Annotated in this window: 25 protein-coding genes; 9 read left to right on the forward strand and 16 right to left on the reverse strand. The window is 68.7% G+C overall.

The genetic code is table 11. The features are described 5' to 3' along the window. Nucleotides 1-21 precede the first annotated feature (21 nt). Complete coding sequence (locus DMB37_RS15940) at nt 22-870, forward strand: LLM class flavin-dependent oxidoreductase (RefSeq protein WP_135233401.1); 849 nt, start codon at nt 22-24, stop codon at nt 868-870. 23 nt (nt 871-893) lie between these two features. On the opposite strand, the gene DMB37_RS15945 is transcribed toward DMB37_RS15940, so the two are convergent. Together DMB37_RS15945 and DMB37_RS15950 are read right to left on the reverse strand one after the other, a co-directional pair. After that, complete coding sequence (locus tag DMB37_RS15945; protein WP_135233402.1) at nt 894-1,829, reverse strand: 4-(cytidine 5'-diphospho)-2-C-methyl-D-erythritol kinase; 936 nt, start codon at nt 1,827-1,829, stop codon at nt 894-896. A 76-nt stretch (nt 1,830-1,905) separates the two neighbouring features. Then, complete coding sequence (locus DMB37_RS15950) at nt 1,906-2,658, reverse strand: SDR family oxidoreductase (RefSeq protein ID WP_135233403.1); 753 nt, start codon at nt 2,656-2,658, stop codon at nt 1,906-1,908. A 77-nt stretch (nt 2,659-2,735) separates the two neighbouring features. Between DMB37_RS15950 and DMB37_RS15955 the strand changes: the two genes are divergently transcribed. From DMB37_RS15955 to DMB37_RS15965, 4 genes are all read left to right on the forward strand, one after another. Further along, nucleotides 2,736-3,344: a TetR/AcrR family transcriptional regulator gene (locus tag DMB37_RS15955; protein ID WP_135233404.1), complete on the forward strand. Its 609-nt coding sequence runs from the start codon at nt 2,736-2,738 to the stop codon at nt 3,342-3,344. A 68-nt stretch (nt 3,345-3,412) separates the two neighbouring features. Then, complete coding sequence (locus tag DMB37_RS40540; protein WP_167768856.1) at nt 3,413-3,835, forward strand: hypothetical protein; 423 nt, start codon at nt 3,413-3,415, stop codon at nt 3,833-3,835. Further along, entirely contained in the window at nt 3,820-4,227 is a 408-nt protein-coding gene (locus DMB37_RS15960; protein ID WP_167768857.1) for a CPBP family intramembrane glutamic endopeptidase, read from the forward strand. The genes DMB37_RS40540 and DMB37_RS15960 overlap by 16 nt, the downstream gene beginning before the upstream one ends. A 102-nt stretch (nt 4,228-4,329) precedes the next feature. Beyond that, nucleotides 4,330-4,536: a heavy-metal-associated domain-containing protein gene (locus tag DMB37_RS15965; protein WP_107659299.1), complete on the forward strand. Its 207-nt coding sequence runs from the start codon at nt 4,330-4,332 to the stop codon at nt 4,534-4,536. Nucleotides 4,537-5,167: 631 nt separating this feature from the next. Here DMB37_RS15965 and rsmA read toward each other — a convergent pair. The 4 genes from rsmA to DMB37_RS15985 all read right to left on the reverse strand — a co-directional run bounded on the left by rsmA (nt 5,168) and on the right by DMB37_RS15985 (nt 9,652). Beyond that, entirely contained in the window at nt 5,168-6,049 is an 882-nt protein-coding gene (gene rsmA, locus DMB37_RS15970; RefSeq protein ID WP_135233406.1) for a 16S rRNA (adenine(1518)-N(6)/adenine(1519)-N(6))-dimethyltransferase RsmA, read from the reverse strand. 66 nt (nt 6,050-6,115) lie between these two features. Further along, on the reverse strand, nt 6,116-7,282 hold the full coding sequence (locus DMB37_RS15975; protein WP_135233407.1) for an alpha/beta fold hydrolase: 1,167 nt from the start codon (nt 7,280-7,282) through the stop codon (nt 6,116-6,118). Between the two features lie 221 nt (nt 7,283-7,503). Continuing rightward, nucleotides 7,504-8,631, reverse strand: coding sequence for a resuscitation-promoting factor (locus DMB37_RS41810; RefSeq protein ID WP_107660942.1), 1,128 nt, complete (start codon nt 8,629-8,631; stop codon nt 7,504-7,506). 193 nt (nt 8,632-8,824) lie between these two features. Further along, on the reverse strand, nt 8,825-9,652 hold the full coding sequence (locus tag DMB37_RS15985) for a TatD family hydrolase (RefSeq protein ID WP_135233408.1): 828 nt from the start codon (nt 9,650-9,652) through the stop codon (nt 8,825-8,827). 196 nt (nt 9,653-9,848) lie between these two features. Here DMB37_RS15985 and metG point away from each other — a divergent pair, with 196 nt between their 5' ends. Beyond that, the gene (gene metG / locus DMB37_RS15990; RefSeq protein WP_135233409.1) at nt 9,849-11,408 is read left to right on the forward strand and encodes a methionine--tRNA ligase; all 1,560 of its coding nucleotides are present in this window, start codon (nt 9,849-9,851) and stop codon (nt 11,406-11,408) included. Nucleotides 11,409-11,442: 34 nt separating this feature from the next. On the opposite strand, the gene DMB37_RS15995 is transcribed toward metG, so the two are convergent. Next, nucleotides 11,443-11,688 carry a hypothetical protein gene (locus DMB37_RS15995; RefSeq protein WP_135233410.1) on the reverse strand — a complete coding sequence of 82 codons (246 nt, stop codon included), beginning with the start codon at nt 11,686-11,688 and terminating at the stop codon, nt 11,443-11,445. 169 nt (nt 11,689-11,857) lie between these two features. On the opposite strand from DMB37_RS15995, the gene DMB37_RS16000 reads away from it, so the two are divergent. Beyond that, a complete protein-coding gene (locus tag DMB37_RS16000) occupies nt 11,858-12,487 on the forward strand; it encodes a TetR/AcrR family transcriptional regulator (protein WP_240772406.1) in 630 nt (209 codons plus the stop codon). Between the two features lie 35 nt (nt 12,488-12,522). Here the strand turns inward: DMB37_RS16000 and DMB37_RS16005 are convergent, their stop codons facing one another. Further along, nucleotides 12,523-13,275: an isocitrate lyase/phosphoenolpyruvate mutase family protein gene (locus tag DMB37_RS16005; protein WP_135233412.1), complete on the reverse strand. Its 753-nt coding sequence runs from the start codon at nt 13,273-13,275 to the stop codon at nt 12,523-12,525. 81 nt (nt 13,276-13,356) lie between these two features. Further along, nucleotides 13,357-14,217 (reverse strand): 16S rRNA (cytidine(1402)-2'-O)-methyltransferase, encoded by an 861-nt coding sequence (rsmI, locus tag DMB37_RS16010; protein WP_135233413.1) that lies wholly within the window; start codon nt 14,215-14,217, stop codon nt 13,357-13,359. 277 nt (nt 14,218-14,494) lie between these two features. On the opposite strand from rsmI, the gene DMB37_RS16015 reads away from it, so the two are divergent. Continuing rightward, the gene (locus DMB37_RS16015; protein ID WP_135233414.1) at nt 14,495-16,099 is read left to right on the forward strand and encodes a dolichyl-phosphate-mannose--protein mannosyltransferase; all 1,605 of its coding nucleotides are present in this window, start codon (nt 14,495-14,497) and stop codon (nt 16,097-16,099) included. Between the two features lie 25 nt (nt 16,100-16,124). Here DMB37_RS16015 and DMB37_RS16020 read toward each other — a convergent pair whose 3' ends face one another. Together DMB37_RS16020 and arcA are read right to left on the reverse strand one after the other, a co-directional pair. Next, nucleotides 16,125-16,484, reverse strand: a complete 360-nt coding sequence (locus DMB37_RS16020) for a GntR family transcriptional regulator (protein ID WP_135237604.1) — start codon at nt 16,482-16,484, stop codon at nt 16,125-16,127. Between the two features lie 7 nt (nt 16,485-16,491). Next, nucleotides 16,492-17,790: an arginine deiminase gene (gene arcA, locus DMB37_RS16025; RefSeq protein ID WP_234391258.1), complete on the reverse strand. Its 1,299-nt coding sequence runs from the start codon at nt 17,788-17,790 to the stop codon at nt 16,492-16,494. 175 nt (nt 17,791-17,965) lie between these two features. Here arcA and soxR point away from each other — a divergent pair, with 175 nt between their 5' ends. Beyond that, entirely contained in the window at nt 17,966-18,451 is a 486-nt protein-coding gene (soxR, locus tag DMB37_RS16030) for a redox-sensitive transcriptional activator SoxR (RefSeq protein WP_107659310.1), read from the forward strand. Here the strand turns inward: soxR and DMB37_RS16035 are convergent. The 5 genes from DMB37_RS16035 to DMB37_RS16060 all read right to left on the reverse strand — a co-directional run bounded on the left by DMB37_RS16035 (nt 18,420) and on the right by DMB37_RS16060 (nt 23,943). Next, nucleotides 18,420-19,292 carry an SDR family oxidoreductase gene (locus DMB37_RS16035; protein ID WP_135233415.1) on the reverse strand — a complete coding sequence of 291 codons (873 nt, stop codon included), beginning with the start codon at nt 19,290-19,292 and terminating at the stop codon, nt 18,420-18,422. The genes soxR and DMB37_RS16035 overlap by 32 nt on opposite strands. 58 nt (nt 19,293-19,350) lie before the next feature. Continuing rightward, entirely contained in the window at nt 19,351-20,478 is a 1,128-nt protein-coding gene (locus tag DMB37_RS16040; protein ID WP_135237605.1) for a glycosyltransferase, read from the reverse strand. Nucleotides 20,479-20,577: 99 nt separating this feature from the next. Next, nucleotides 20,578-21,591, reverse strand: a complete 1,014-nt coding sequence (locus DMB37_RS16045; protein WP_135233416.1) for a GAF domain-containing protein — start codon at nt 21,589-21,591, stop codon at nt 20,578-20,580. Continuing rightward, complete coding sequence (locus DMB37_RS16050; protein WP_135237606.1) at nt 21,588-23,405, reverse strand: bifunctional diguanylate cyclase/phosphodiesterase; 1,818 nt, start codon at nt 23,403-23,405, stop codon at nt 21,588-21,590. Before DMB37_RS16050 ends, DMB37_RS16045 begins: the two co-directional genes overlap by 4 nt. Nucleotides 23,406-23,706: 301 nt before the next feature. Then, a complete protein-coding gene (locus DMB37_RS16060) occupies nt 23,707-23,943 on the reverse strand; it encodes a hypothetical protein (protein WP_135233417.1) in 237 nt (78 codons plus the stop codon). Nucleotides 23,944-24,112: the final 169 nt, after the last annotated feature.

Below are 24,112 nucleotides of genomic sequence, written 5' to 3' on the forward strand. Positions count from 1 at the left end.
CGCTCACTCCTGGAGGTTTCCATGCACGTCGGTCTCGGTCTGCCCATCTCCGACCCCACCGTCCTGCTCGACTGGGCCCGCCGCGCCGATGCCGGCCCGTTCTCCACGCTCGGCCTGCTCGACCGGCTCGTCTACGACAACCCCGAACCGCTCGTCGCACTCGCCATCGCCGCGGGCGCCACCACCCGCATCAGGCTGCAGACCGAGGTGCTCCTCGCGCCGCTGCGCGAACCGACCCTGCTCGCCAAGCAGGCCGCGACGCTGGACCGCATGTCCGGCGGGCGTTTCGTGCTCGGCCTAGGCGTCGGCGGTCGCGCGGACGACCACATCGCTTCCGGCACCGACCTGCGCACCCGCGGCCGCCGCCTGGACGAACAAATGCAGATCATGCGCCGCGTCTGGTCCGGCGCGCCGTACAGCACCGACTGCGGCCCGATCGGCCCCGCACCCCTGCGTCCCGAGGGCCCCGAAATCCTGTTCGGCGGCTTCCAGCCCGCCGCGCTCGAACGCGTAGGCCGGTGGGGCGGTGGGTTTCTCGCCGCTGCCGCACCCTCCTGGGCAGGCGGATTGTTCGACACCGTGCGCCGGTCCTGGACCGACAACGGCCGCACCGGCCAGCCGCGCATCGTCGCGCAGGTCAACGTCGCACTCGGCGACCAGAACCTGATCGATGAAGCGCGCGCCGCGATGGGTGGCTACTACGAATTCAGCGGCCGCGCCGAATACATGCTCGAGGGCATGCTCACCACGCCCGACGCGATCCGCTCCGCCATCAAGCAGTTCGACGACCTCGGCGCCGACGAAGTCATGCTCTACTGCTACGGCAGCCACGCCGACCAGGTCGACCGCCTGGCCGACGTCATCGTCTGAACCAGCGAAGATCGGGTCACCCGTCAGCGTTTACCCGGGTTCTCACTGTTGAGCACGCGGGCGCCGGGGACCGGTCCGCTCGCGGTCCGGACGCTGCGGCAGACACCGGCGCCCGCCAGCTCCGCCGCCACCGCGACCGCGGATTCCTCGCTTTCGCACAGGAATGCGCAGGTGGGGCCGGAGCCGGAGACCAGACCGGCCAGCGCCCCCGCGGTGACTCCTGCGCGCAAGGTCCGGCGCAACTCCGGCTTCAGCGACAAGGCGGCCGCCTGCAGGTCGTTACCCAGCAGCGGGGCAAGCTGTTTCGGGTCGCCGAAGGCCAAGGCCTGCATCAGCTGCTGTGGTTCGCCGAGCCGCGGCGGCGTGCCGTGCTCGCGTAGCCGGTCGAGTTCGGCGAAGACCGCCGGGGTGGACAAGCCGCCCTTGGCCAGCGCGAGCACCCAGTGAAAACTGTTGCGGGACAACACTGGTAGCAGTCGTTCGCCGCGCCCGGTGCCCAGCGCGGTACCGCCGTGCAGCGCGAACGGCACGTCGCTGCCGAGTTCGGCGGCCACGGCGGTGAGTTCGTCGCGGGTGAGCCCGAGGTCCCACAGTTCGTTGAGCCCGACCAGCGCCGCGGCGCCGTCCGCACTACCGCCGGCCATCCCGCCGGCCACCGGAATGCCCTTGGCGATAGCGAACTCCACCAGCGGCGCCCGGCCCGCCAGATGGGCCAGCCGGACCGCCGCCTTCCACACCAGATTGGTGCGGTCGGTGGGCACGTCGGCGGCGCCTTCGCCGGAGACCCGCACGGCCAGCGAGGCCGCGGGGGCGATCTCCACGTCGTCACTGAGAGAGAGCGCCTGGAACACCGTTGTCAGGTCGTGGAACCCATCGGCGCGCAGGTCACCGACTCCGAGATGGAGGTTCACCTTCGACGGCGCGCGCACGGTGATGGGGCTCGGCACAACTGACAGCACGGTGCCCAAGCCTAACGGGTGGTCCCGGCCGTCGCGCCCCCCGATATCGGGCTATCACTCGATATGAATCGTATGGTTACAGCAGCGCACCGCCGGTGGCGTCGATCCACTGCCCGGTGACCCAGCGCCCGTCGGCGGAGGCGAGGAAACCGACGACATCGGCCACATCGGCGGGTTGACCGAGCCGGTTGAGCGGCGACATGCGCGACACCATCGCCGCGGTCTCGGCATTGTTCAAGAAGTGGGCGTTCATGTCGGTGTCGATCACACCGGGTGCGACGGCGTTCACGGTGATCCCGCGCGCGCCGACCTCCTTGGCCAGCACGCTGGTCATGGCATTGATCGCACCCTTGGTCATCGTGTAGGCGATCAGCTCCGGCATGTGCGCCCCGTGGGTGAGGCCGGTGGAGATATTGATGATCCGGCCGCCGTCGCGCAGCCGGTCCAGACCGAGCTTCGTCACGAAGAACGGCGCCTTGGTGTTGACCGCGAAGACCCGGTCGAACGCGGCCTCGTCGGTGCCCGCGATCGGCTCCCGGATGCCGTCGATGCCCGCGTTGTTGACCAGGATGTCCACCCCGTCGGCGTGCGCGTCGAAGGCGGCCCACAGTGCCGCCGCGTCGTCGGGCACGCCGAGTTCGGCGCCGATCGCGAAGGCCGAGCCGCCCGCGGCCTCGATCGCGGCGACGGTTTCCTTGGCCGCCTCCTCGTTGCCGTTGTAGTGGACCGCTACCCGTGCGCCGTCCCGGCCGAGTCGTTCGGCGATGCCGCGGCCGATGCCCCGGCTGGCTCCGGTCACCAGTGCGGTCTTGCCTGTCAGTGCGCCCATTGTGCGTCCCTTTCTCTAGCGATCACTACAGAATGGGACGTTAGCACATTATCTAGCGATCGCTATAGAATGATTTCATGAGCACCTCCACCCGAGGCAGGCCGCGCTCGTTCGATCGAGCGGCCGCACTGGACAAGGCCACCCGCCTGTTCTGGGCGCACGGCTACGAGGCCACCTCGATCGGCGATCTCACCGCCGCGATGGGTATCGGTGCGCCTAGCCTCTACGCGGCCTTCGGCGACAAGGCGACGCTGTTCAACGAGGCCGTGCAGACTTTCGGCGCGCGGTACGGCCAATTCATCGCCCGGGCACTGGCCGAGGAGCCGACGGCCGAAGCGGCGGTGCGGCGTTTCCTGCGCGAGGCGGCGGCGGAGTACACCCGGTCCGACTGTCCGCACGGCTGCCTGGTGATGAGTGCGGGCGTGAACACGACCAGCGGCGAGGTCGCCGACATGCTGCGCGGATTGCGCGAGCGGAACCTCGGCCTGATCAGGGAACGCATTCAGGCCGATATGGACGCGGGGGCGCTCGTCACCGATGCCGACGCGGCGACCCTGGCGCGCTACATCGGCACCGTCATGCAGGGGATGTCGCAAGCGTCGCGGGACGGGGCGAGCCGGGCGGAACTGGAGAAGGTTGCCGAGTTGGCGATGCACGGCTGGGTGGCGACCACACCGCAAGGATGAGGTCGTGGCGCGATAAATGGCTCTGAAGTATGAGGGGAACAGCCTCGGCACCATGTGACGATCATCCGGTGATAGATCAGCCTGAAATTCATGTCGGATCGGCCATCGGCACGCGGCCGGGGCTGCCGGTTGCCGCACCGGCCGGCCGGATCTTCTGGGCATTGGTCGGGCTGTACGTCCTGGCGACCCTGGTCGGTTCGGCGGCGATGCTTGCGCTGCAACCGGTTTCGGGCGTCGACCCGGCGGTGCTCGCGCTGGTTCAGTTCGGTCCGGCACTTGGCGCGCTGGTCACCTGGTTCGTCGGGCGCAGGATTGTCGAGCCACTACTTCCGGCTCCGGTGCCCGCCCGGCAGGTTCGTGCAAACCTTGGATACGTTCTGATGGCATGCCTGCTCTGCGGGCTATTGGTCGCCGGGGCAACGGCATTCACGGGGCACGATCTGGTCGGGCCCGCCGCGGTCGGGGGCTGCCCTTCGTGGCGTTCTTCGTGATCCAGCTCGTCGGCGCGACCGGTGAGGAGATCGGGTGGCGCGGGTTCCTGCAACCGCTGCTGGAAACGCGAGTGCGGCGGTTCGTGGCTATCGCGGTGACCGGTGCGACGTGGGCACTGTGGCACGTGCAGGCGTTCGGTGCGGGTCCGGTAGTCGCCCTTTCGTTCTTCGTCTCGGCGATGGCGTTCGCGGTACTGCTCGGCAGTCTCGGTACCGGTAGCTGCCGGCAGCGGATTGTGGTTGCGGCAGTGGGGCACTGGTTGCTCAATGTCGGGATCTATCTGACCGCCGGGGACGAGACGCTCGGTAGTCCGCAGGTCGTGTTCATCGCGGTGGGTGCTGTTGTCGCGACCGCGGCGACCCTCGCAGTACGGTCGTGGCGGGCCCGATGAACGGTCGAATCGCCGCTTGCGTCGCATACCCCCAAGGGGTATGTTCGTTCATGTCGGGGTACCCCCGGCCCGTATGATGGAGAATGAGCGAAGGAGTCGGAGATGCCCAGTTCCACCTACACCGTCACGGGGATGACCTGCGGGCACTGCGTGAGCTCCGTCAAGACGGAGATCGGCAAGATCGACGGTGTCACCAGTGTCGATGTCGATCTCGCCAGCGGTGCGGTCACCGTCGACAGCGCGGCACCGATCGCCGATTCCGAGATCGCCGCCGCCGTGGATGAGGCGGGGTACGAGGTCGCCGTCTGATACCGGACCGGTTGGAGTTCGCCGCCTTCGGGCGCCGAATCAGGCCGGAGCCTTGCATTTTCGGATCGCGGGACCGGACGGTACGCCGAACGTCCGGTTCCGCATCCAGCACGACATGAGGCCGAACCGATCATCCGGTCCGACACGACGCAGATCAGGTGAGACTGGTCGCAGCCGAAGTTGCGCCTCATGCGTAGACCCCCGCGTGCGGGCGCGTATCGGCGCTATCTAGACTTCTCCCCCGGCGGCGCGGAACACACCGCAGCCGTTCACCATGGACGACACCATGGTCGAATCATCCACAGGCCCATCCACATCCGACTGCGCACCGCGTCGGGGCGACGGGCACCGAGGTCCGCACTCGCGAGCCCGCGCTCGATCTAGCCGTCGACAGACGGGGTGACCTGCGCTTACTGTGCGGCGTGAATCGCGAAGAAGCACAATCGGATCGACTGTGCCCCCGCGACCGCCGACGGTGCGCCAAAAAGGCAAATGTCTGTTATCCACAATCTGCATCGCCAGAATCACAGGTGGAACGCGTTGCCGATGCAGAGTTGCCGCGCGCGTATTCGCTTCGGCCGCAACACAAACCGACCAGTACGCCTCTCGGTACGCTCGCAGACTGCGTTACTCAACCCTGGGCGGCGAGACGAACGAACGCAGCGGTGTCGAGGGTTTCGCCGCGGGCCGTCGGCGCGATACCGGCGGCAACGAGGCGACGCTCGGCTTCCGCGGGTGAGCCTGCCCAGCCGGCCAGGGCCGCACGCAGAGTTTTGCGGCGTTGCGCGAAAGCCGCGTCGACGACCTCCCAGACGCGGCGGCGATGGTCCTCGTCCATCGACCACGGGGGTTCGACGTAGCGGTCGACGCGGACCAAGCCGGAATCCACGCGCGGAACCGGCCAGAAGACCTGGGTGCCGACGGCGCCCGCGCGGCGGACGGTACCGAAGAATCCGGCCTTCACGCTGGGCACGCCGTAGATGCGACTGCCGGGGGCAGCCGCGAGCCGGTCCGCCACTTCAGCCTGCACCATCACCAAAGACACTGCGATACTGGGCAATTCGGCCAGCAGATGCAGCAGCACCGGGACCGCCACGTTGTACGGGAGGTTCGCCACCAGCGCGGTCGGCGACACCGGCAGGTCGGCGGCCGCAATCCGCAGCGCATCCGCTTCGACGACCGTCAACCGGTCGGCAAGGTCGGGCGCCCGGTCCGCGACAGTCACCGGGAGGTGCTCGGCGAGCACCGGATCAATCTCGACGGCAACGACCGAATCCACGACGTCGAGCAGCGCCAACGTCAGCGAGCCGAGCCCCGGCCCGACCTCGAGCACCACATCGTCGCGCCCGACCCCGGCCGCCGTGACGATGCGGCGCACCGTGTTCCCGTCGTGCACGAAGTTCTGCCCGAGCTGCTTGGTCGGTCGCACGCCGAGCCGCTCGGCCAGCACCCGCACTTCGGCGGGCCCCAGCAACGCGGCACTCCCACGAGCAGCAACTTCAGGTTCGGACACCTGAAGAACCTATCAACCTCCGGGATGTGCCCGGCCGCGCCGCCTCGTTGCGGGGGCAGCCGTGGACTACTGCTGCGGCGCCGGTGCCTTGACGCGGTCGAGGAAGGAATCGATGGCCGCCCACATCGGCGGGTTGAGCTGGGTGTGGCTGCCGGTGCCGGTGACGGTCTGGAAATCGACACCGTTGGCGGCGAACTGGGCGGCCAGCGCGGCGTGCAGCGGGGAGGGCACGACGGTGTCGGTGATGTTGAGCAGCAACAGGATCGGGGCGTCGTAGCCGGAAGTCGGCACGGTGAGGTAGGTGTCGAGGGCGGAGCGGATGGGCTCCTCGGCGAGCGGCCTGGCGAGCAGGTCGCCGACACCGAGGCCGCGCACACGCTCGGTGATGCCGTCCAGGCACCGGGTGCCGACGCTGTCCAAGACCTCGCGACCCAGCGGGGTGAGGTACTGGTCGACATTCACGTCAGGGCGGGCGGCGCGCAGACCGGCCAGGATACTGACGAAGAAGCTCATCGCGCCGTCACCGCCGCGGACCGTGGGGATGTTCGGCCCGGCCAGCGGCAGCACCTTCTCCACGTCGGATTCCGGATCGATCGCGATGGTGCCGCGGAAGTCCAGTTCCGGCGCGTAAGTGGCCTGCAGGTGGCCGGTGCCGAGCGCGGCCTGCCCACCCTGCGACACCCCGAGCACGGCCCAGGTGCGCGACAACTCGGGATGGGCGGTGCGGGCGGCGCGCAGCAGATCGATGGTGGCGGTCGCCTCGGAGGCGATCTCCAGATACGGGTGCGGGCCGGTGTCGAAGCGGCCGAGTCCGAGGTAGTCCGGCGCGACCACGGCGAAGCCCTGGCCGAGCAGGCGCTGGATCAGCTGATCCTCTTTGGACCGGATCTGCTGATAGGGATGACCCGCCGGATCGGACTGCCCGCCGCAGCCCGCGCCGAGACCGCTGGTGCCGTGGTCGTAGGCGACGACCGGCCAGCCGCCCGCGGGCGGCGTGCCCTGCGGGACGAACAGTGCGCCGCTGGCCTGCCGCGGCGTTCCGTCCGATGCGCGCATCCAGTACTCGACCACCGAGCCGCCCGACACCCCGTGCCAGCCGTCCGGCTGGGCGGCGACCGAGATCAGCGTCCCGGGAGTTTCCGCGTGTGCCGGAGCAACATTCACGCACAACGCGGCACTGGCCGCCAACGTGGCTACCGCCACCGCACGCCGGCACGCCTGAACAACCCTCATCGACCACACCTCACTGACCCGACCCACACCGTCACAAACCTGGACGAGTGTACAGATCAGCGGAATATTGCCTGGTCGCCGTGACTGGTCAGCGAATCGAAAGCAACACGAAGGGGTTCCACCGAGTAACCGCCATCACCCTCGGTGCACAGATTCCCCACATGGGGAATCGCCAGCGATTTCCTATGCGGGGAATCAAAAGGTGTGCGGCTCGGGCAGGTTCAGCTGATGCCGAGGCGGCTGGTGCAGGCGGGCCAAGCGCCCCAACCCTGCCGGGCGCGGGTGACCTCGGCGATGGCGATCTGCTCCTCGCGGGTCGCGAGGTCGGCGCGGGGTGCGTACTTCAGTCCGCCCTGACGTTCCCAGGTGCTCTGGTCGAACTGGATGCCGCCGTAGTAACCGTTGCCGTTGTTGATGCTCCAGTTGCCGGTGGACTCACAGCGGGCCAGCGCGTCCCAGACCGCTCCGTCGCGCACCGGCGGCACCTCGGTGCCCGGCTTGGCACCCTTGCGGATGGTCTTCGGCTGCGCGGTCACCGTCACCGTCGAGGCGATCGGCTTACGCTCCACCTCGGCGCCGTTGACCATGGTGACCGCGAACGTGACGTCCTGCACGCCCGGCGCGCCCTGGGTTTCCACCACCGAGCGGCTCATGTTCATGGTCGGGTCTTCGATCACGTTCTCCGGCGGGTCGAGCGGCAGCGTCTCGGTCCGTTGCTCGATCCGCTTGCGCGTCACCGTGATTCGTGTGCCATCGGTGAGCGGGGTGGACGCGGCGGGCTCGACGGTGTCCTGCTCGATCAGCGGAACGCCCGCGACCGTGAGCAATTCGCCAACGGTCGGCGCGGCCAACCGGAGGTCGACCGGTGCGCCGCTGCCGTCGATCAGCGAGACCGCCCGTGGCGTCGCGACTTTCAGCGCGGCGCCTTCCAGCGGCAGCTTCTCGGTGCGGGCCGGCGAGACGTACACCTCGCTGGGCAGGCTCAGCTGCTCGAGCGCCTCGCCCGCGGTCAGGCCGGTGGTCCACACCTTGCGGGCCTGGCCGTCGACCATCAGCTGCACCTCGCGCGCCCGGTTGAGCGTGATGGTGGCGCCGTCGCCGATCCGCGCGGCCAGCCCGGGGGCCACCTTGTCGCGCTCGGTCACCGCGAACCCGGCGGCCCGCAGCACACCGCGCACGTTGAGCGACATGGTCGTCTCGACCCGCTTCTCGCCGTCGACGACGACCGTCACCGTCTTGCGGTTCACGATCGCGAGCCCGGCGCCGACGATCAGCGTCATCAGCAACGCGCCGACCGCCACGTACAGCAGCGGCGAGCGAGACTGGTTGATCCTCGTGAATGGGGACATGGTCACAGTACGATAACGAGGGGTTTGGGGGTAGACAACCTTCACTGGCTTCAGCTGGAGCTATCAATATCACGAAAAGATATCGACGCCGCAGGTCGATCACGAATTGTGACCACCATAGTGACCTAGGACACACCCCGCATATCCAGCCCCCTTGCGGGTACTCGGAGTGCCGAAAAATAGCGGGTTCGACTCAGATGCCGTAGAAGCGCCGAGCGTTCGCCGTGGTGATCTTCGCCAATTCGGCGGGGTCCTGTTCGCGCACTTCCGCCAGCGCCCGCACCGTGTACGGCAAGCAATACGGTTCGTTGGGGGCACCACGGAATGGATGCGGGGTCAAATAGGGCGCGTCCGTTTCGACCAGAATGAGCTCGTCCGGCACCACTTTCGCGGCTTCCCGCAACTCATGCGCATTCTTGAAACTGACCGTGCCGGAGAAACTCAGCACATAGCCCTCGGCCACGCAAGCCAGCGCCATATTGGTGTCCGACGAGAAGCAATGGAAGATAACGGTATTCGGCGCACCCTCGTCCAGCAGCACCGTCAGCAAATCGTGGTCGGCCTCGCGATTGTGGATCATCAGCGGTTTGCGCAGCCGCTTCGCCAGGTCGATGTGCCAGCGGAAACCCTCGACCTGCGTCTCGATGTCGGCGCAGCCGTCGAGCTTGCCCGGCCAGTAGTAGTCGAGTCCGGTCTCGCCGATCGCGACCACGCGGGGGTCGGCGGCGAGCCGCTCGAGTTCGGCCTTCGCGGCCTCGTCGAGCGCGTTGGCGCGGGTCGGGTGCAGTGCGACGGCGGCGTACACGCGGGGGTCCCAGTGCGCAGCCTGCACGGCCCACTGCGCGGCGGCGAGATCGTCGGCGACGGTGACCACCTGGCCGACGCCGACCGAGGCGGCCCGGTCCACGATCACGGTGGTGGACGCCGCGTCGGTGGCGCCGCAGGCATCGAGGTGGGTGTGCGCGTCGACGATCGGGGCGAGCGGCTCCGGCAGGTCGGGCGCGGGGCGCTTGTTGCTCATCGGGCACCGCCGGTCACAGCGACATCGGCACCGGCAGGCCAGGGCGCGGCGACCGCCGAATCGGCACAGCGGATATTCGCGCGAAGGTTGGAAACCACGCGCATTACAGTAGACACACCATGAGCGAGCGTAGCGAGCGAATCGAATTAACAGCGCGCCCCGCGCATGACGGAGCCGAGCGCAGCGAGGTGGAGTCATGAGCGCAGCTGACCGCCCCGCCTTCTATATCACCACGGCCATCGCGTACCCGAACGGTGCGCCGCACATCGGGCATGCGTACGAGTACATCTCGGCCGACGCCATCGCCCGGTTCAAGCGGCTCGACGGGTACGACGTCTTCTTCATGACCGGCACCGACGAGCACGGTCAGAAGATGCAGCAGACGGCCGTCGCCGAGGGCCTCCCGGTGCAGGAGCTCGCGGCGCGCAACTCCGACGTGTTCGAGGCGATGGACAAGACGCTCGACGTCACCTTCGACCGGTTCATCCGCACCACCGACGAGGACCATCAGGCGGCCAGTGTCGCCATCTGGGAGCGCATGCTCGCCAACGGCGATATCTACCTCGGCAACTACTCGGGCTGGTACTCGGTGCGCGACGAGGCGTTCTACACCGAAGAAGAGACCACGCTGCTCGACGACGGCACCCGGATCTCCACCGAGACGAAGACGCCGGTCACCTGGACCGAGGAGTCGAACTTCTTCTTCCGGCTCTCGGCCTACCAGGACAAGCTGCTCGCGCTCTACGAGGAGCATCCCGAGTTCATCGCGCCCGCCACCCGGCGCAACGAGATCGTCAGCTACGTCAAGGCGGGGCTGAAGGATCTGTCCATCTCGCGCACCACCTTCGACTGGGGCGTGCCGGTGCCCGGCCACCCCGATCACGTGATGTACGTGTGGGTGGACGCGCTCACCAACTACATCACCGGCGTCGGCTTCCCGGACACCGAATCCGCTGCGTTCCAGCGGTTCTGGCCCGCCGACGTGCACATCATCGGCAAGGACATCACCCGGTTCCACACGGTCTACTGGCCTGCGTTCCTGCTGTCGGCGGGCATCGAGTTGCCGAAACGCGTTTTCGTGCACGGATTCCTGTACAACAAGGGCGAGAAGATGTCCAAGTCGGTCGGCAATGTGGTCGATCCGCTGGAGCTGGTGGACACCTACGGTCTGGACGCGGTGCGCTTCTTCCTGCTGCGCGAGATCTCCTACGGGCAGGACGGCAGCTACAGCCACGAGGCGATCGTCGGCCGGATCAACTCCGATCTGGCCAACGAGTTCGGCAACCTGGTGCAGCGCAGCACCAAGCTGGTCGCGCGCGACTGCGGCGGCGTGGTGCCGACGCCGGGTGAGTTCACCGAGGCCGACCAGACACTGCTGGCGTTGACCAACGGTCTGCTCGACCGTTGCCGCGCCGAATTCGACGCGCAGCAAATGCATCTCGCGCTGGAAGCGATCTGGTTGACGCTCGGCGAGACGAACAAGTACTTCTCTGCGCAGGCGCCGTGGGCGCTGGCCAAGTCCGGCACGCCGGAGGATCTGGCCCGCGAGGCGACGGTGCTGTACGTGACGCTCGAGGTGCTGCGCATCGTCGCGATCCTGGTGCAGCCGGTGATGCCGGGTTCGGCGGGCAAGATCCTCGATCAGCTCGGCCAGCAGGGTCGCAGCTTCGCCGACATCGCGACGCCGATCGTGCCCGGCGTGCCGCTGCCCGCGCCGGAACCGGTGTACCCCAAGTACATCGAGCCGAAGGAGTGAACCGCACGCGGCCTGCTCGGTCGCGTGCGTCGAATCAGGCTGTGCCCGTGCCGCGTTGGCGACGCCGCACCATGCTGCTGCGCGCGGGCACACACTGCCTGATGGTCGAGTAGCCCGCGCGCGGCACGGTCCGGCCGAGCGGGCCGTGCTCGGTGTGGGCCGGGACGGCAGCCGGACGGCTGCGACCGATCGAGGTGAGTAGCGCTCGCACCGCGGTGCGCAACAACTCTCGGATTCCCCGTTCGATTCTCCGCCCCGTGTACCACCGCGTACTGAACACCTACCGGAAGGTACCGCACGCGGCCCGAACCCGGACCGAAACGGCCATCCTTGCCCACCGGCGCGTAATCCCCTGGCGCACAGACGCATAATGCTTGGTTACGAATGCATATGTTCGCTGAACAGGGAGGGCACCGATGCGCCGACAACAGGCGACAGGATCGACACCCATGCCGCAGAACAGCTTCGCCGATCGGCATCGCGCGGCACGAGACGCGGTCCTGGTCTCGCAGCGTGGGCGGCTCATCGAGGCGATGGTCGAATGCGTCGACTGCATGGGGTATTCCGGCACCACGCTCACCGATATCGTTGCCCGAGCACGAGTCTCGCGCAGTACTTTTTACGAGCACTTCGCGAACAAGGAAGAGTGCTTCGTCGAGGCTGTGCACACCGGCGTGGATATCGTGGCCACCCGGATCGCCGAGGAACTCGCCCAGCTCGCGCCGGATGCCGACGCACACGCCAGGATCGAGTCCATCGTCGTCACCTTCTGCGAAACCGTCGCTGCCGAGCCGGATTTCGCGCGACTGATCCTCGTCGAGTCGTTCAAGGTGAACCAGGCCGCCGTCGACTTCCGCGACCTGGCCGTCGACCGCTTCGCCGAGCTGTACCGAATCTTCTACGACCAAGCGCGCCAAGCGGATCCGGCATTACCGGAGGTGTCGAACGAGCTGATCGCCTTACTTCCGGACGCGATCGGGGAGCGGACCCGCCGCGTCATCGTGTCCGACGGCCCCGCTCGCGTCCCTGACCTGGCTCCACTGTTCGTGCAATTCGTCAACGCCACACTCGGCCTGTAACCGTAGTGCCCGCTTCGCTTTTCAGCGGCGAGCGGTTACTTCCAGCGCGCGAGGAGCCGCTCGATCTCCGCGGTGAGCGCCCGCTGCAAGAAGGGCCCGAAGCTGATCCTGGCCACGCCCTGATCGGCGAGCACCGCCTTGTCGGACTTGTCCGGCAGGCCGACCATGCTGATCGGCAGGGGAAGTTCACCGGTCAGCCTGCGCACGGCAGCGTCGCCGGACGCACCCGCCGGGAAGAGCACGTCGGCCCCCGCGGCAGCGGCCAGGCGCAGCCGCTCGATGGCGCGATCGACCCGGTCCGCCTCGTCGCCGTCCTGGCGCAGGAACAGGTCGGTCCTGGCGTTGACCACCACGTGCACCCCGGCCGCGTCGGCGAACTGACGCAGGCCGTGCACGAGATCGGCGTGCTCCTGCGGCGCGCGCAGCCGCTGGCCCTCGCTGTGCACGGTGTCCTCGATATTGAGCCCGACGGCGCCCGCTTGAAGCAGGCCGTCGATCAGCTGCGCCGGTTCGAGGCCGTAGCCCGACTCGATATCCACCGACACCGGCACGTCGACGGCCTCGGTGATCTGCCGGACCCTGGTGAGCAACTCGGCGAAGGTCATCCCCTCGCCGTCAGCGCGGCCGATCGAGTCGGCCACCGGGTGACTGCCCACGGTGAGCGCGGCGAACCCCGCGTCCACCGCCACCTTCGCCGACCACGCGTCCCACACGGTAGGCAGTACGGCGGGATCACCGGGACGGTGCAGTGCGAGGAAGGCCTTGGCCTTGCTTTCCAGAGAAGACATAGGACGATCATGCCGCGTCGGCGCGGCGCGCACCATGGCGCGGTTCGTCACCTGTCCGCTGTCGCACCGCAAAAACGCCGGTCAGTCCGCGCCGTCGCGGCGGGCGACCAGCACCGCGTTGTAGAGCTCGTTGCGGGAGACGCCGTGCTGGCCGGCGATCTGGGCGCAGGCGTCCTTGAGGCGGATGCCTTCGGCGGTGAGCGCTTCGACCTCGTCGACCAGGTCGACCGGGTCGGCGGATTTGGGTTGCGCGCCTTCGAGGACGACGGTGATCTCGCCGCGGGCGCCGTCGACGGCCCAGGCGGCGACCTCGGCGAGGGTGCCGCGGATGACCTCCTCGTAGGTTTTGGTCAGTTCGCGGCAGACGGCGGCGCGCCGGTCGGGGCCGAGCACGGTGACGGCGTCGGCCAGGCAGTCGGCGAGGCGGTGTGGTGCCTCGAAGAACACGCAGGCGCGCGGCTCGGTGGCCAAGGTGCGCAACCACTCTCGGCGCTGACCGCCCTTGCGCGGGGCGAAGCCGTCGAAGCAGAACCGTTCCACCGGAAGGGCGGACAGCGCGAGCGCCGTGGTGACGGCCGACGGACCAGGCAGGCAGGTCACCGGGAGATCGCGCTCCGCGCACGCCGCGACCAGCCGGTAGCCGGGGTCACTCACCGACGGCATGCCCGCGTCGGTGACCAGCAGCACGGTGCGCCCGGCCTCGATATCGGCGAGCAGCGCCGGAATCTTCGCGACCTCCACATGGTCGTAGAAGCTGATCACCCGGCCTGCGATCTCCACGCCGAGCGCCTTGGCGAGCGATTTGGTCCGCCGGGTGTCTTCCGCCGCGACGATGTCTGCGGACCCGAGCGCGTCGCGCAGCCGCTGCGAGGCATCACCGATATCCCCCATCGGTGTCGCCGCAAGCACCAGCCTGCCCGGCCCTGTCGCCTCGTCCGCCACCGCACTCCCGTCTCGACCACGCCCGGCACCTACCGAACCTTCGCAGCCTATCGACCCGCCCACCCCGCGCCCGCAGCCCTACTGCGCCACGCACAGCCGAATGCGCCACGTGCCCGTTTTCGCCATCGGTGCGGGCGTTCGGAGCGCGGCGCCGCCGGGACCGGGTACTCGGTATGTGATCGTGACCACTCGGCGGGTAGGCGCGTGCTATGGATTTCACACGGTGTCGGCCTCACCGCTGCGGGACCTCGTGGCGCGCACAGCATACGATCGGAGCGTGACACAGGTGACCGACCAGCGCGCGACCGCTCCGTTCGGGTCCGTGCCCTCCTGGTCGAGCCCCGCGCCGCGGCGACCCTCGCCCGATTTCGGGCCGACCGACACGCTGCGCGGCTGGCTCGTCACCGCGTTCCTCACGGCGATCGCGGCGGTAACGCGATTCACCATGCTCAACTACCCCACCGACGCGGGCACCCCGGTGTTCGACGAGAAGCATTACGCGCCACAGGGCTGGCAGATGCTCAACGGCGGCTGGGTGGAGGACAACCCCGGCTACGGGCTGGTGGTGCATCCGCCGGTCGGCAAGCAGCTCATCGCGATCGGCGAGGCGATATTCGGCTACAACGGCTGGGGCTGGCGCTTCGCCTCCGCGGTGGCCGGCACCTTGCTCGTCCTGCTGGTGATCCGCATCGTGCGGCGGCTGGCCAGGTCCACCCTGATCGGCGCGATCGCGGGCATCCTGCTGATCGCCGACGGCACCACGTTCGTCTCCTCGCGCATCGGCATGCTCGACATCTTTCTGGCGATGTTCGTCACGGCCGCCTTCGGCTGTCTGATCGTCGACCGCGACGAGGTGCGAGCCCGGTTCGCCAAGGCCGACGCCGAAGGCCGGATCGGTGAGACGCCCTGGGGACCGCGCCTGGGGGTGCGCTGGTGGCGCTTCGGCGCCGGGGTGCTGCTCGGATTGGCCTGCGGGACAAAATGGTCCGGCGTCTACTTCATCATCGCCTTCGGCCTGCTCAGCGTCGGCTTCGACCTGGCGGCCCGGCGCGCCTACGGCGTGCGCAGTCCATGGTCCGGCACGGCGATCCGCGATATCGGCCCCGCGCTGTACGCGCTGGTGCTGGTGCCACTCGGGGTATATCTCGGCACCTACTGGGCCTGGTTCGCCAGCGAGACCGGCGTCAACCGGTGGGCGGTCGGCAATCAGGTCGGCACCGGCGGGCCGTTCAGCTGGATCCCCGACGCCCTGCGCTCGCTCTGGTTCTACAGCGGCGAGGCGCTCAAATTCCATGAAGGCCTGACCAATTCGGCGGGCAATCACCACCCCTGGGAATCCAAGCCGTGGACCTGGCCGATGGGGCTGCGGCCGATGCTCTACTACTACGCCGACAACGGCGTCAGCGGCTGCGGGCAGACCCAGTGCGTCAAGGCCGTCATGCTGATCGGCACCCCGGCGATCTGGTGGCTGGCCTTCCCGGTGATCGCCTGGATGGTGTGGCGCATCGTGGTGCGGCGCGACTGGCGCTACGCCGCGGTGCTCGTCGGCTACAGCGCGGCGCTGCTGCCCTGGTTCCTCACCCTCGACCGGCAGATGTACTACTTCTACGCCGTAGCGCTCGCCCCGTTCCTGGTGATGGGCATGGCGCTGGTTCTCGGCGACATCCTCGGCCCGTCCCGGCGAATACCGGTGCCGCGCAGTCCGGTCGGCACCTATCTACCGGTCGCGCCCGACGAACGGCACGCCCTGGGCCTGCTCGCCGTCTGTCTCTACCTCGGCCTGGTGATCGCCAATTTCATCTGGCTCTGGCCGATCCTCACCGCGCTGCCGATCACACCGGGCAACTGGCACGACCACCTCTGGCTGCCGAGCTGGCGCTGAGCACGAGCTGCGCCGCGGGCGCGGCTCAACCCTCCAGCGCCGCTTTGACGTAACGGAGCGCGGCGGCGTCGTCGAGCCCTAAGCGGCGAACGGTAGCGACGTAAGCCGTGGCGGCCCGGCCCGCGACATCGCGGGTCGGATCCCCGGAGGAGGCGATGAAAGAGCCTTGCCTGCCCCGGGTTTCGACCACGCCGTCGGCCTCCAGCTCGCGGTAGGCGCGCGCCACCGTGTTCGGCGCGAGACCGAGTTGCGCGGCCAGCGCCCGCACGGTGGGGATCTTCGTGCCCGCGGTCAGCTCGCCGGAGCGCACCTTGGCGATGATCCCCATGCGTAGCTGCTCGTAGGGCGGGACAGCCGACTCATGCGACACGGTGATGTTGAACATGGTTGGATCACAACTCATCCCGGGATAGTGGACAGGACAGACAGCGGGGCCCGCCTCTACCGGAACCCAATTCGGAGCCTGGAATGCGCAGCACCTCGATGCCCGCGTCTTCCAGGCGAGCGTTCGTCATCTCGTTGCGCTCGTAGGCGGCCACCACGCCCGGCGCGATGGCCAGCGTGTTGTTGCCGTCGTCCCACTGTTCGCGCTCGGCGGTGACGCCGTCGAGGCCGGTGTCGATCACCCGCAGCTTGTCGATGCCCATCGCCTTGGCCGCGGCGACCAGGAACGGATCGGGTCCGCTCATCGCCACCCGGCCCTCGCCGTTGCGCCCGCTGTAATCGTCTTCGCGTTGAATGGTGAACGCGCACAGCGAGTCACGCACCGCCGGGTACATCACCAGCGCGTCGCTGTCGACCATCGTGCAGACGGTGTCCAGGTGCATGGTCGCCCGGTTCTGCGCGATCGGCACGACCAGCACGGTGTGTGCGAGGTCGTCGTCGAACAGGCTGCGCGCCAACGCTTCCGCGCCGGCCGGCGAGGTACGTTCGCCGACGCCCACCGCGACGACGCCGGGCGCGAGCAGCAGCACGTCGCCGCCCTCGATGGGCGCGGTGTGCGATTCGTAGGCGCGGCGCACCCCGAGGAAGCGCGGATGGAAGGCGTAGATCAGGTCGGTGAGCGAGGTTTCCCGGATCCGGGCGGGCAGCGCCAGCGAGGTGATCGCGACGCGTGGCCCGATCCAGAACGAGGAGTCCCTGGTGAACAGCAGATTGGGCAGCGGATCGATGACGAAGTCGGCGCCGTGGTGCATCCGGCGCACCAGCGAGGTGGCGTCGGGTCCGAACGGCAGTTCGTCGAAGGTCATCCCGGCCATCAGGATGTTGGCCAGGTCCCTGGCCCGGACACCGCGCAGGAAGGCGGCGAGCTGGTCGGCCAGCGTGTGCCCGAGCCTGCGCGCGTCCACCGCGGCGGAGATGCCCTGGATCCGGGCGGCGCCGCTGACCGCGAGGGTCTCGGCGAGCAGGTCGGCCAGCAGCAGCACCTCGACGCCGCGCTCGCGCAGCACGCCGGTGAACGCGTCGTGCTCCTGTTGGGCCCGCTCCACCCAGGGAATGCCGTCGAACAGCAGCTGATCGTTGTTGCGCGGGGTGAGCCTGCGCAGCTCGTCGCCGGGCCGATGCAGCAGCACCGTGCGCAGCGTGCCGACCTCGGAGGTCACCGTCAACCGCGTGCCCGGACTGTCGGGGTCCAGCCCGTCCGCGTCCGAGTCCTCTCCGTGCCGCGCGGGCACAGCATCTGCTCCCATGCTCAGACCGTAGTTCGCCGGGGGCTCCAGAGCACGTTATTCGGGGGTTCGTTGTGGTCTTGCGGCGTGGTGCAGCCCTCGCTATCGGCGGATCGGGCCGACTTGCCGATGCGGGCGATTCCTCCCCCGGCTCCGGCTAACCTCAAGTATTGTTGAGGGGAATGGAGGAGCGTGCATGTCGACAGCCGATTGGCGAGCAAAGGAGCTGACCCCCGGGCAGCTTTCCGAGCGTAGCGGAGTAGCAGTTTCCGCGTTGCACTTCTACGAACGCGAAGGACTCATCAGCAGTCGGCGGACCAGCGGGAATCAACGCAGATACGCACGCGAGACGCTGCGGCGGGTCGCCTTCATTCGCATTTCCCAGCGGGTCGGTATACCGCTCAGCGAAATTCGCGACGCGCTCGATCAGCTGCCGGAAGGCCGCAACCCCACCCGCCGCGACTGGGAGACGCTGTCCACCACTTGGCGCGCCGACCTCGACGACCGCATCACCCAGCTGATTCGGTTGCGCGACAACCTCACCGGCTGCATCGGCTGCGGCTGCCTGTCACTCGGCAGCTGCAAACTGGTCAACGAGCACGACCGGCTCGGCACCGAAGGCCCCGGCGCGCGCGTGCTGGATGTGCAGCTCAATTGTGCTGCGCGGCCAGCAACCGGCTGAACCTGGCGCTGGCGCGCCGCATCACAATCTCGTAGGGCAGCGCGAACTTTCGCGCCCACCAGTAGCCGAAGCGGATGTCGAAGGACGTGTAGATCAGGAATCGGTTGCGCGCGATGCCGCGCAGGATCGAGGCCGCCACATGCTCCGGTGACACCGCGTGCTTGGTGAACGACTCGGTGAGCCTGCGGATCCTCGGTGACTCCCGGTCGACGCCGACCAGTTCGACGCTGTGCACCAGTGGTGTGTCCACCGCGCCGGGCACCACCAGGTGCACCGAGATGTTGTGCTGGTCGAGGTCGAAGCGCAGCACCTCCGAGACGCCGCGGATGCCGTACTTGCTCGCGCTGTAGGCCGCGTGCCAGGGCAGCGCGAGCAGACCGGCCGCCGACGAGACGTTGACCAGCGAGCCGCCCTTGCCCGCCCGCACCATCGGCGGCACGAAGTTCTCGATCACGTGGATCGGGCCCATCAGGTTGACGTCGACCATGCGCCGCCAATGCTTGTGCTCCAGATTTTCCACGGTGCCCCAGGCCGAGGTGCCCGCGACGTTCATCACGATGTCGAGGCTGCCGTGCTCGCCGTGCACCTGCTCGGCGAAGGCGGTGACGGCGTCGAAGTCGGTGATATCGAACGCCTGCGCGGCAAGCACGACGCCGCCGTCGCGGCGGATGCCCGCCACCGTGTCGTCCAGTCCGGCGGCATCGATGTCGGTGAGCACCAGCTCGGCGCCCGCCGCGGCGGCGGCCTGCGCGGTGGCCCGGCCTATTCCGCTGGCGGCGCCCGTGATCAGCACCTTCGCGTCCCGCACTGTCCTGCGGCCCGGTCGCCCATTACCTCGCACTGCGCATCCTCATCTCGAATTTCTCGAATCGGCTCACCGCAGGGTAATCGAGCGCGGCTCAGCGGCCCAGTACGGCGAGCATTCCGGCCACCGCCCTGGGCCAGGTGTACTGCTCGGCCCGGCTGCGGGCCGCCCGCCTGCGGCCCACCGTCGGCAGCGCGAGCACGTCGGTGACCGCCTGCGCGAACGCGGAGCCGCGGTCGTCGGCGACGGCGCCGCACTCGGCGGTCACGATGTCCTTGAGCGCCGAGGACCGGCTCGCCACCACCGGGGTGCCCGCCGCCAGCGCCTCCAGCGCGGCGAGGCCGAACGTCTCGTGCGGGCCGGGAGCCAGTGAAACATCCGCGGTGGCAAGCAGTTTCGCCACCATCGCGCGCTCGGAGATGAAGCCGGTGAAATGCACGGCGGGCAGTCCGCCCGCCAGTGCGGGCAGCGCACGCGCCCGGCGCTCCAATGCCTCGCGGCGCGGCCCGTCACCCGCGACGACCAGCCGGACCTCGGTGCCCGCCTCGCGCAAGGCGGCGACCGCCTCGATGCTGCGCTCCACCCGTTTCTCCACAGACAACCTGCCGCAGTGCACCAGCAGCGGATGACCGGGCACCCCGAGATCGGCGCGCAGCCTGCCGTCGTGCCTGCGCGGGCTGAACAACTCCAGGTCCACCCCGAGCGGCACCAGCTCGACGTTCGGCGCGTCGATCCGCAGGAACTCTTCGCGGGCGAACTCGGTGGTGCAGACCACGATGTCGTAGTCGGCGGCGGTGCGGCCGTTGGCCACGTCGGCGCAGCGGCGCGCGGCCCGGCGCGGCATGAACTGGCCGAGCAGCCGGTCGAGTCGTTCGTGCGAGATCATCACCCCGGTCACGTCGCGGCGCCGGGCCCAGCGGCCGAATCCGCGCAGGGTCAGCCGGTCCGACACCTCGAGCACGTCGGGGCGCAACCCGGCGAGCACATCGGCCACCCGCCGCGGGTCGGCTGCGCGATAACCACCAGTCCACGGAATGGCCAAGGCGGGCAGGGTTATTCGCAGCACACCGGTCGGCAGCAGCTCTTCGGAGCGGCGTGCGCCCGGCACGATGAGCACCACTTCGTGGCCCGCCGTCACGTAGCCCTCGCCGAGGTGATGCAAGGCAGTGCGCAACCCACCCGACCGCGGGCCGTAGAAGTTCGCAAGCTGAACTATGCGCACCTCGCCGATGGTGCAGCCCATCGGGTGATCCTCGGGACCGGTGCGCCCAACGCGGCGTGAACAGCCGTGGAAGACCCGGCGAACCGGCTTGCCAGGGGGCTACTCCGGCCACACCTTGATCAGGCCGTGGCCACTCGCGGCGGGTAGCACGGGCGAGAGCTCGGCCCGCACCGGAATCCACTCGGTGTCGGTGAACCGCACGCGTAGTCGCAGGTGTCTGGCCGCCGTTCCGGCGGGTTCGGCGGCCAGCTCGGCGCAGGCGGCGCGGAAGCCGGCCAGGTCGTCGGGGTGCACCGCCGGGCGTTCGACGGCCCAGCGGTCCAGCGGCGGGGCCGGGGTCCTGGTCCACTCGTAGATGAGGCAGGAGCTCAGGCCGACGAAGCCGACGCCATCGTCCGCCCGCTGCGAGACCGCGCGCAGCATGGTCATGTCGACATCGGGTTGGGCGGGCGCGGCATCGGCGAATTCGTGCATCACCGCCCTGATCCGGCGGGCCACCGGATCGGCCCTGGTCACCATTTGGAAGCTGCGCACGACACCGTCGTCGCCGAGCATGTCGACCTCGCTCTGATGTCGGCCGTCGAGCGTGCCGACCATCTCGAAATAGTCGATCCGGCCCTCGAAGCGCACCATGCGGCCGAAGGCCTCCGGCGGCGTGCGGATCACCCGGACGTCCTCGGGTGCCCTGGCGAAGACCAGCTCCTCCAAACCCGGTCCGTGGTGCGCCAATTCGGTGTCGGCGACCCAGTCCCACGCGGCGACCCGCAGACGCGGCGGCGGCTGTTGCTCGTCGGTCCCGGCCCACACCTGCACGCCGTGCACCTCGTCGAACGCGCACAGGATCGGCACGCCGAGCACGACAAGCCCTGTCTCGCAATGGGTCACGGACTCGGCGGTCTCGACGCAGCACTGCACCACCTCGATGATGCGTTGCGGCGCCGCGGCATGCAGTTCCCGGCGCACCCGCAGCAAGCGGGCCCAGTCCTTCACCTTTGTCCCATCGGACACCAGCGTCGGTGCCGCGCACTGCCCATCCGGCGTGCGGCCCAGCGTCTCGACCAGCAACCAATCATGTTCGGACAGTTGATGTTCGGACGAGCGTTCGGCGGTCATATCCCCGCAGTGCCGCGACTCGCCCTCGGCAAGTCGAGATCGAGTGGGATGCGGCCGACCGCCAGATGCGCCTCCACCTCGTCGGCGGGCATCGGCCGGGCGATCAGAAAGCCCTGCGCCCGATAGCAACCGAGCCCGACCAGCGTGCGCGCGGCCACCGCCGTCTCGACGCCCTCGCCCACCACGCCGAGGCCGAACGAACCGGCAAGCCCGATAATGGATTTCACGATCGCCAGATCGTCGGTGCTCGCGCCGAGGCGCTGCACGAAGCCGCGGTCGATCTTCACCGCGTCGACCGGCAGCGCCTTCAGATGCGACAGCGAGCTGTAGCCGGTGCCGAAATCGTCGATGGCGATCTGCACGCCCATCCGCTTGAGTCCGCGCAGGGTGACCTGGGTGCGCGCCAGATCCTGCACCACGACGTGCTCGGTGATCTCCAGGCAGATCGAACTGCCGTCGATGCCGAACAGCCGCAGGATGTCCTCGATCCGCTCCACGAAGTCCAGGCTGACCAGCTGCACCGGCGAAACATTGATGCGCATCACGACATTCGCCGCCAGGCCACGCCTGCGCCACTCGGCGAACTGCGCACAGGCCGACCTGATCACCCAGCGCCCGAGCTCACCGGCCAGGTTGGTCGCCTCCGCCACCGTGACGAACGCGGCGGGCGGCAGCAGCCCCCTGGTCGGATGCAGCCAGCGGACCAGCGCCTCCAGCGCGACGATGCGCCCGGTGCGCAGATCGACCTCGGGTTGATAGTGCAGCAGCAGCGAGCCGTCGGACACGGCGCCGCGCAGGTTGAGCTCCACATCGTCCTGCAGCTCGAACTGGGCACGCATGGCGTCGGTGAACACGGCAACACCGTTGCCACCGCCCGATTTCGCGGACAGCAGCGCATGGTCGGCGCGGCGCAACACGTCGGCGACGGTGGTCTCGCCGGGGATGCCGACGGCCACCCCGATACTCGCCGCGCGACTCACCGATTCCCCGCCGACGGTGACCCGGCGGCCGATGAGCTGCTGGATCCGGGTGCCCTCCTCCTCCGCCGCGACCGCGTCCATCGGCTTGGCCGGCACGATGACGAACTCGTCACCGCCGAGCCGCGCGATCATGTCGTCCGGGTCGAGGTGCTCGCGCAGCCGCGACGAGAGGGTGCGGATGAAGTTGTCACCCGCGGTGTGGCCGAGGAAGTCGTTGAGCGCCTTGAGCCGATCCAGGTCCAGGAAGAACGCCGCCACCGGCCCCGGGCTGCCCGGTTTCAGCCGCTCGTCCATGTGCTCTAGCAGTGCGCGGCGGTTGGCCAGTCCGGTCAGGTCGTCGTGCAGCGCGATGTAGCGCAACCGCTCCTCGGCGACGACCCGCGCCTGCAACTGCGCGAACAGCGCGGCGATCGCCTTGAGCACGTTGAGCTCGCGGGTGCTCCACTCCCGGTCGCCGGTCTTGATGAAGCCGAGCACGCCGGTCGACTCGCCGCGCGAGAGCAGCGGCACCGCGGCGGTGGTGACGACAGGGATGCCGGAGGCCCGGCGCATCGTCTCCTGATAGTCGGCGAACTCCGGTGTGGGGCGGGCGATCATCGGTTCGGTCCCGTGCTCGAACGCGCGGAACACCGGATCGGCGCCCTCGAAGTAGACGACCTCCAGCGGATCCGGATCGGGCACCTGCGGCCGGTGCGGCCACTCCGCGATCAGCACCGACGCCCGGCGCTCGCGGTCGGTGTGGCGCACATAGCTGAAGTCGACGTCGAAGTATTCGACCAGCTGGGCCAGCACCCGCTCGGTCGCCTCGGCCATGGTCGTGGCGTCGACACCCATCAGCTCGGAGGCGACCTGGGTCACCAATGAGTCGAGCGTCCGCCGAGGCACCTTGTCTCCGATCACGCTATCCACGGGTGTCCACGCCCGGCATCGGCCGCCGCCGTCTGCGGAGCCGCCCATTACGACCCCGGGCAGCAGCCGATTCGCTCAGGCATAGCACCAACGCCATGGTCTCATGCTCAGGTACTCCGAGTAGGTCCGAGAATCGAAGCGACGCCAGTGTATCCACGAAATCCGGGAAAATCGTGGCCGGTGCGCCAGGGAGTCGCGCTTTTCGGCTGCTGTGCGCACCCATCCGTCACCCCACCATTCCGGGGTCGGTATCCGACGCACGGCAGCCGGGCTGTTCGGCTCGAATCGGCGAGCCGTGCAATTCATCGGCAATTGCCCGACAACCCCGATTATCCCACCAGATCGGATCGGCCCGATAGCGATCATCGGAATCACGGCCCGGCGGAAAATGACCTGCTACCGTCCACCCGAAGCCGCCAGCAACCCGGATCGGCGCGGCGGCGCTGCTCGCCTCGACAGCCATACTGTTCCTACTCCGTTGCTCCGCATCCTTACGCGGTCGTCGAACCGGGGCCGACATCTCCACCCGAATCCTGCTTTCGGACGGGTTTGCCTAGGGCAGTATCCGTCATCCGGCAAGAATTGACCAGACGTCTGGTTAATCTTCCGAAAACTGGACGCGCCCCTGTAAA

The organism is Nocardia sp. CS682 (genome assembly GCF_004634405.1).
Taxonomy (GTDB): Bacteria; Actinomycetota; Actinomycetes; order Mycobacteriales; family Mycobacteriaceae; genus Nocardia; species Nocardia ninae.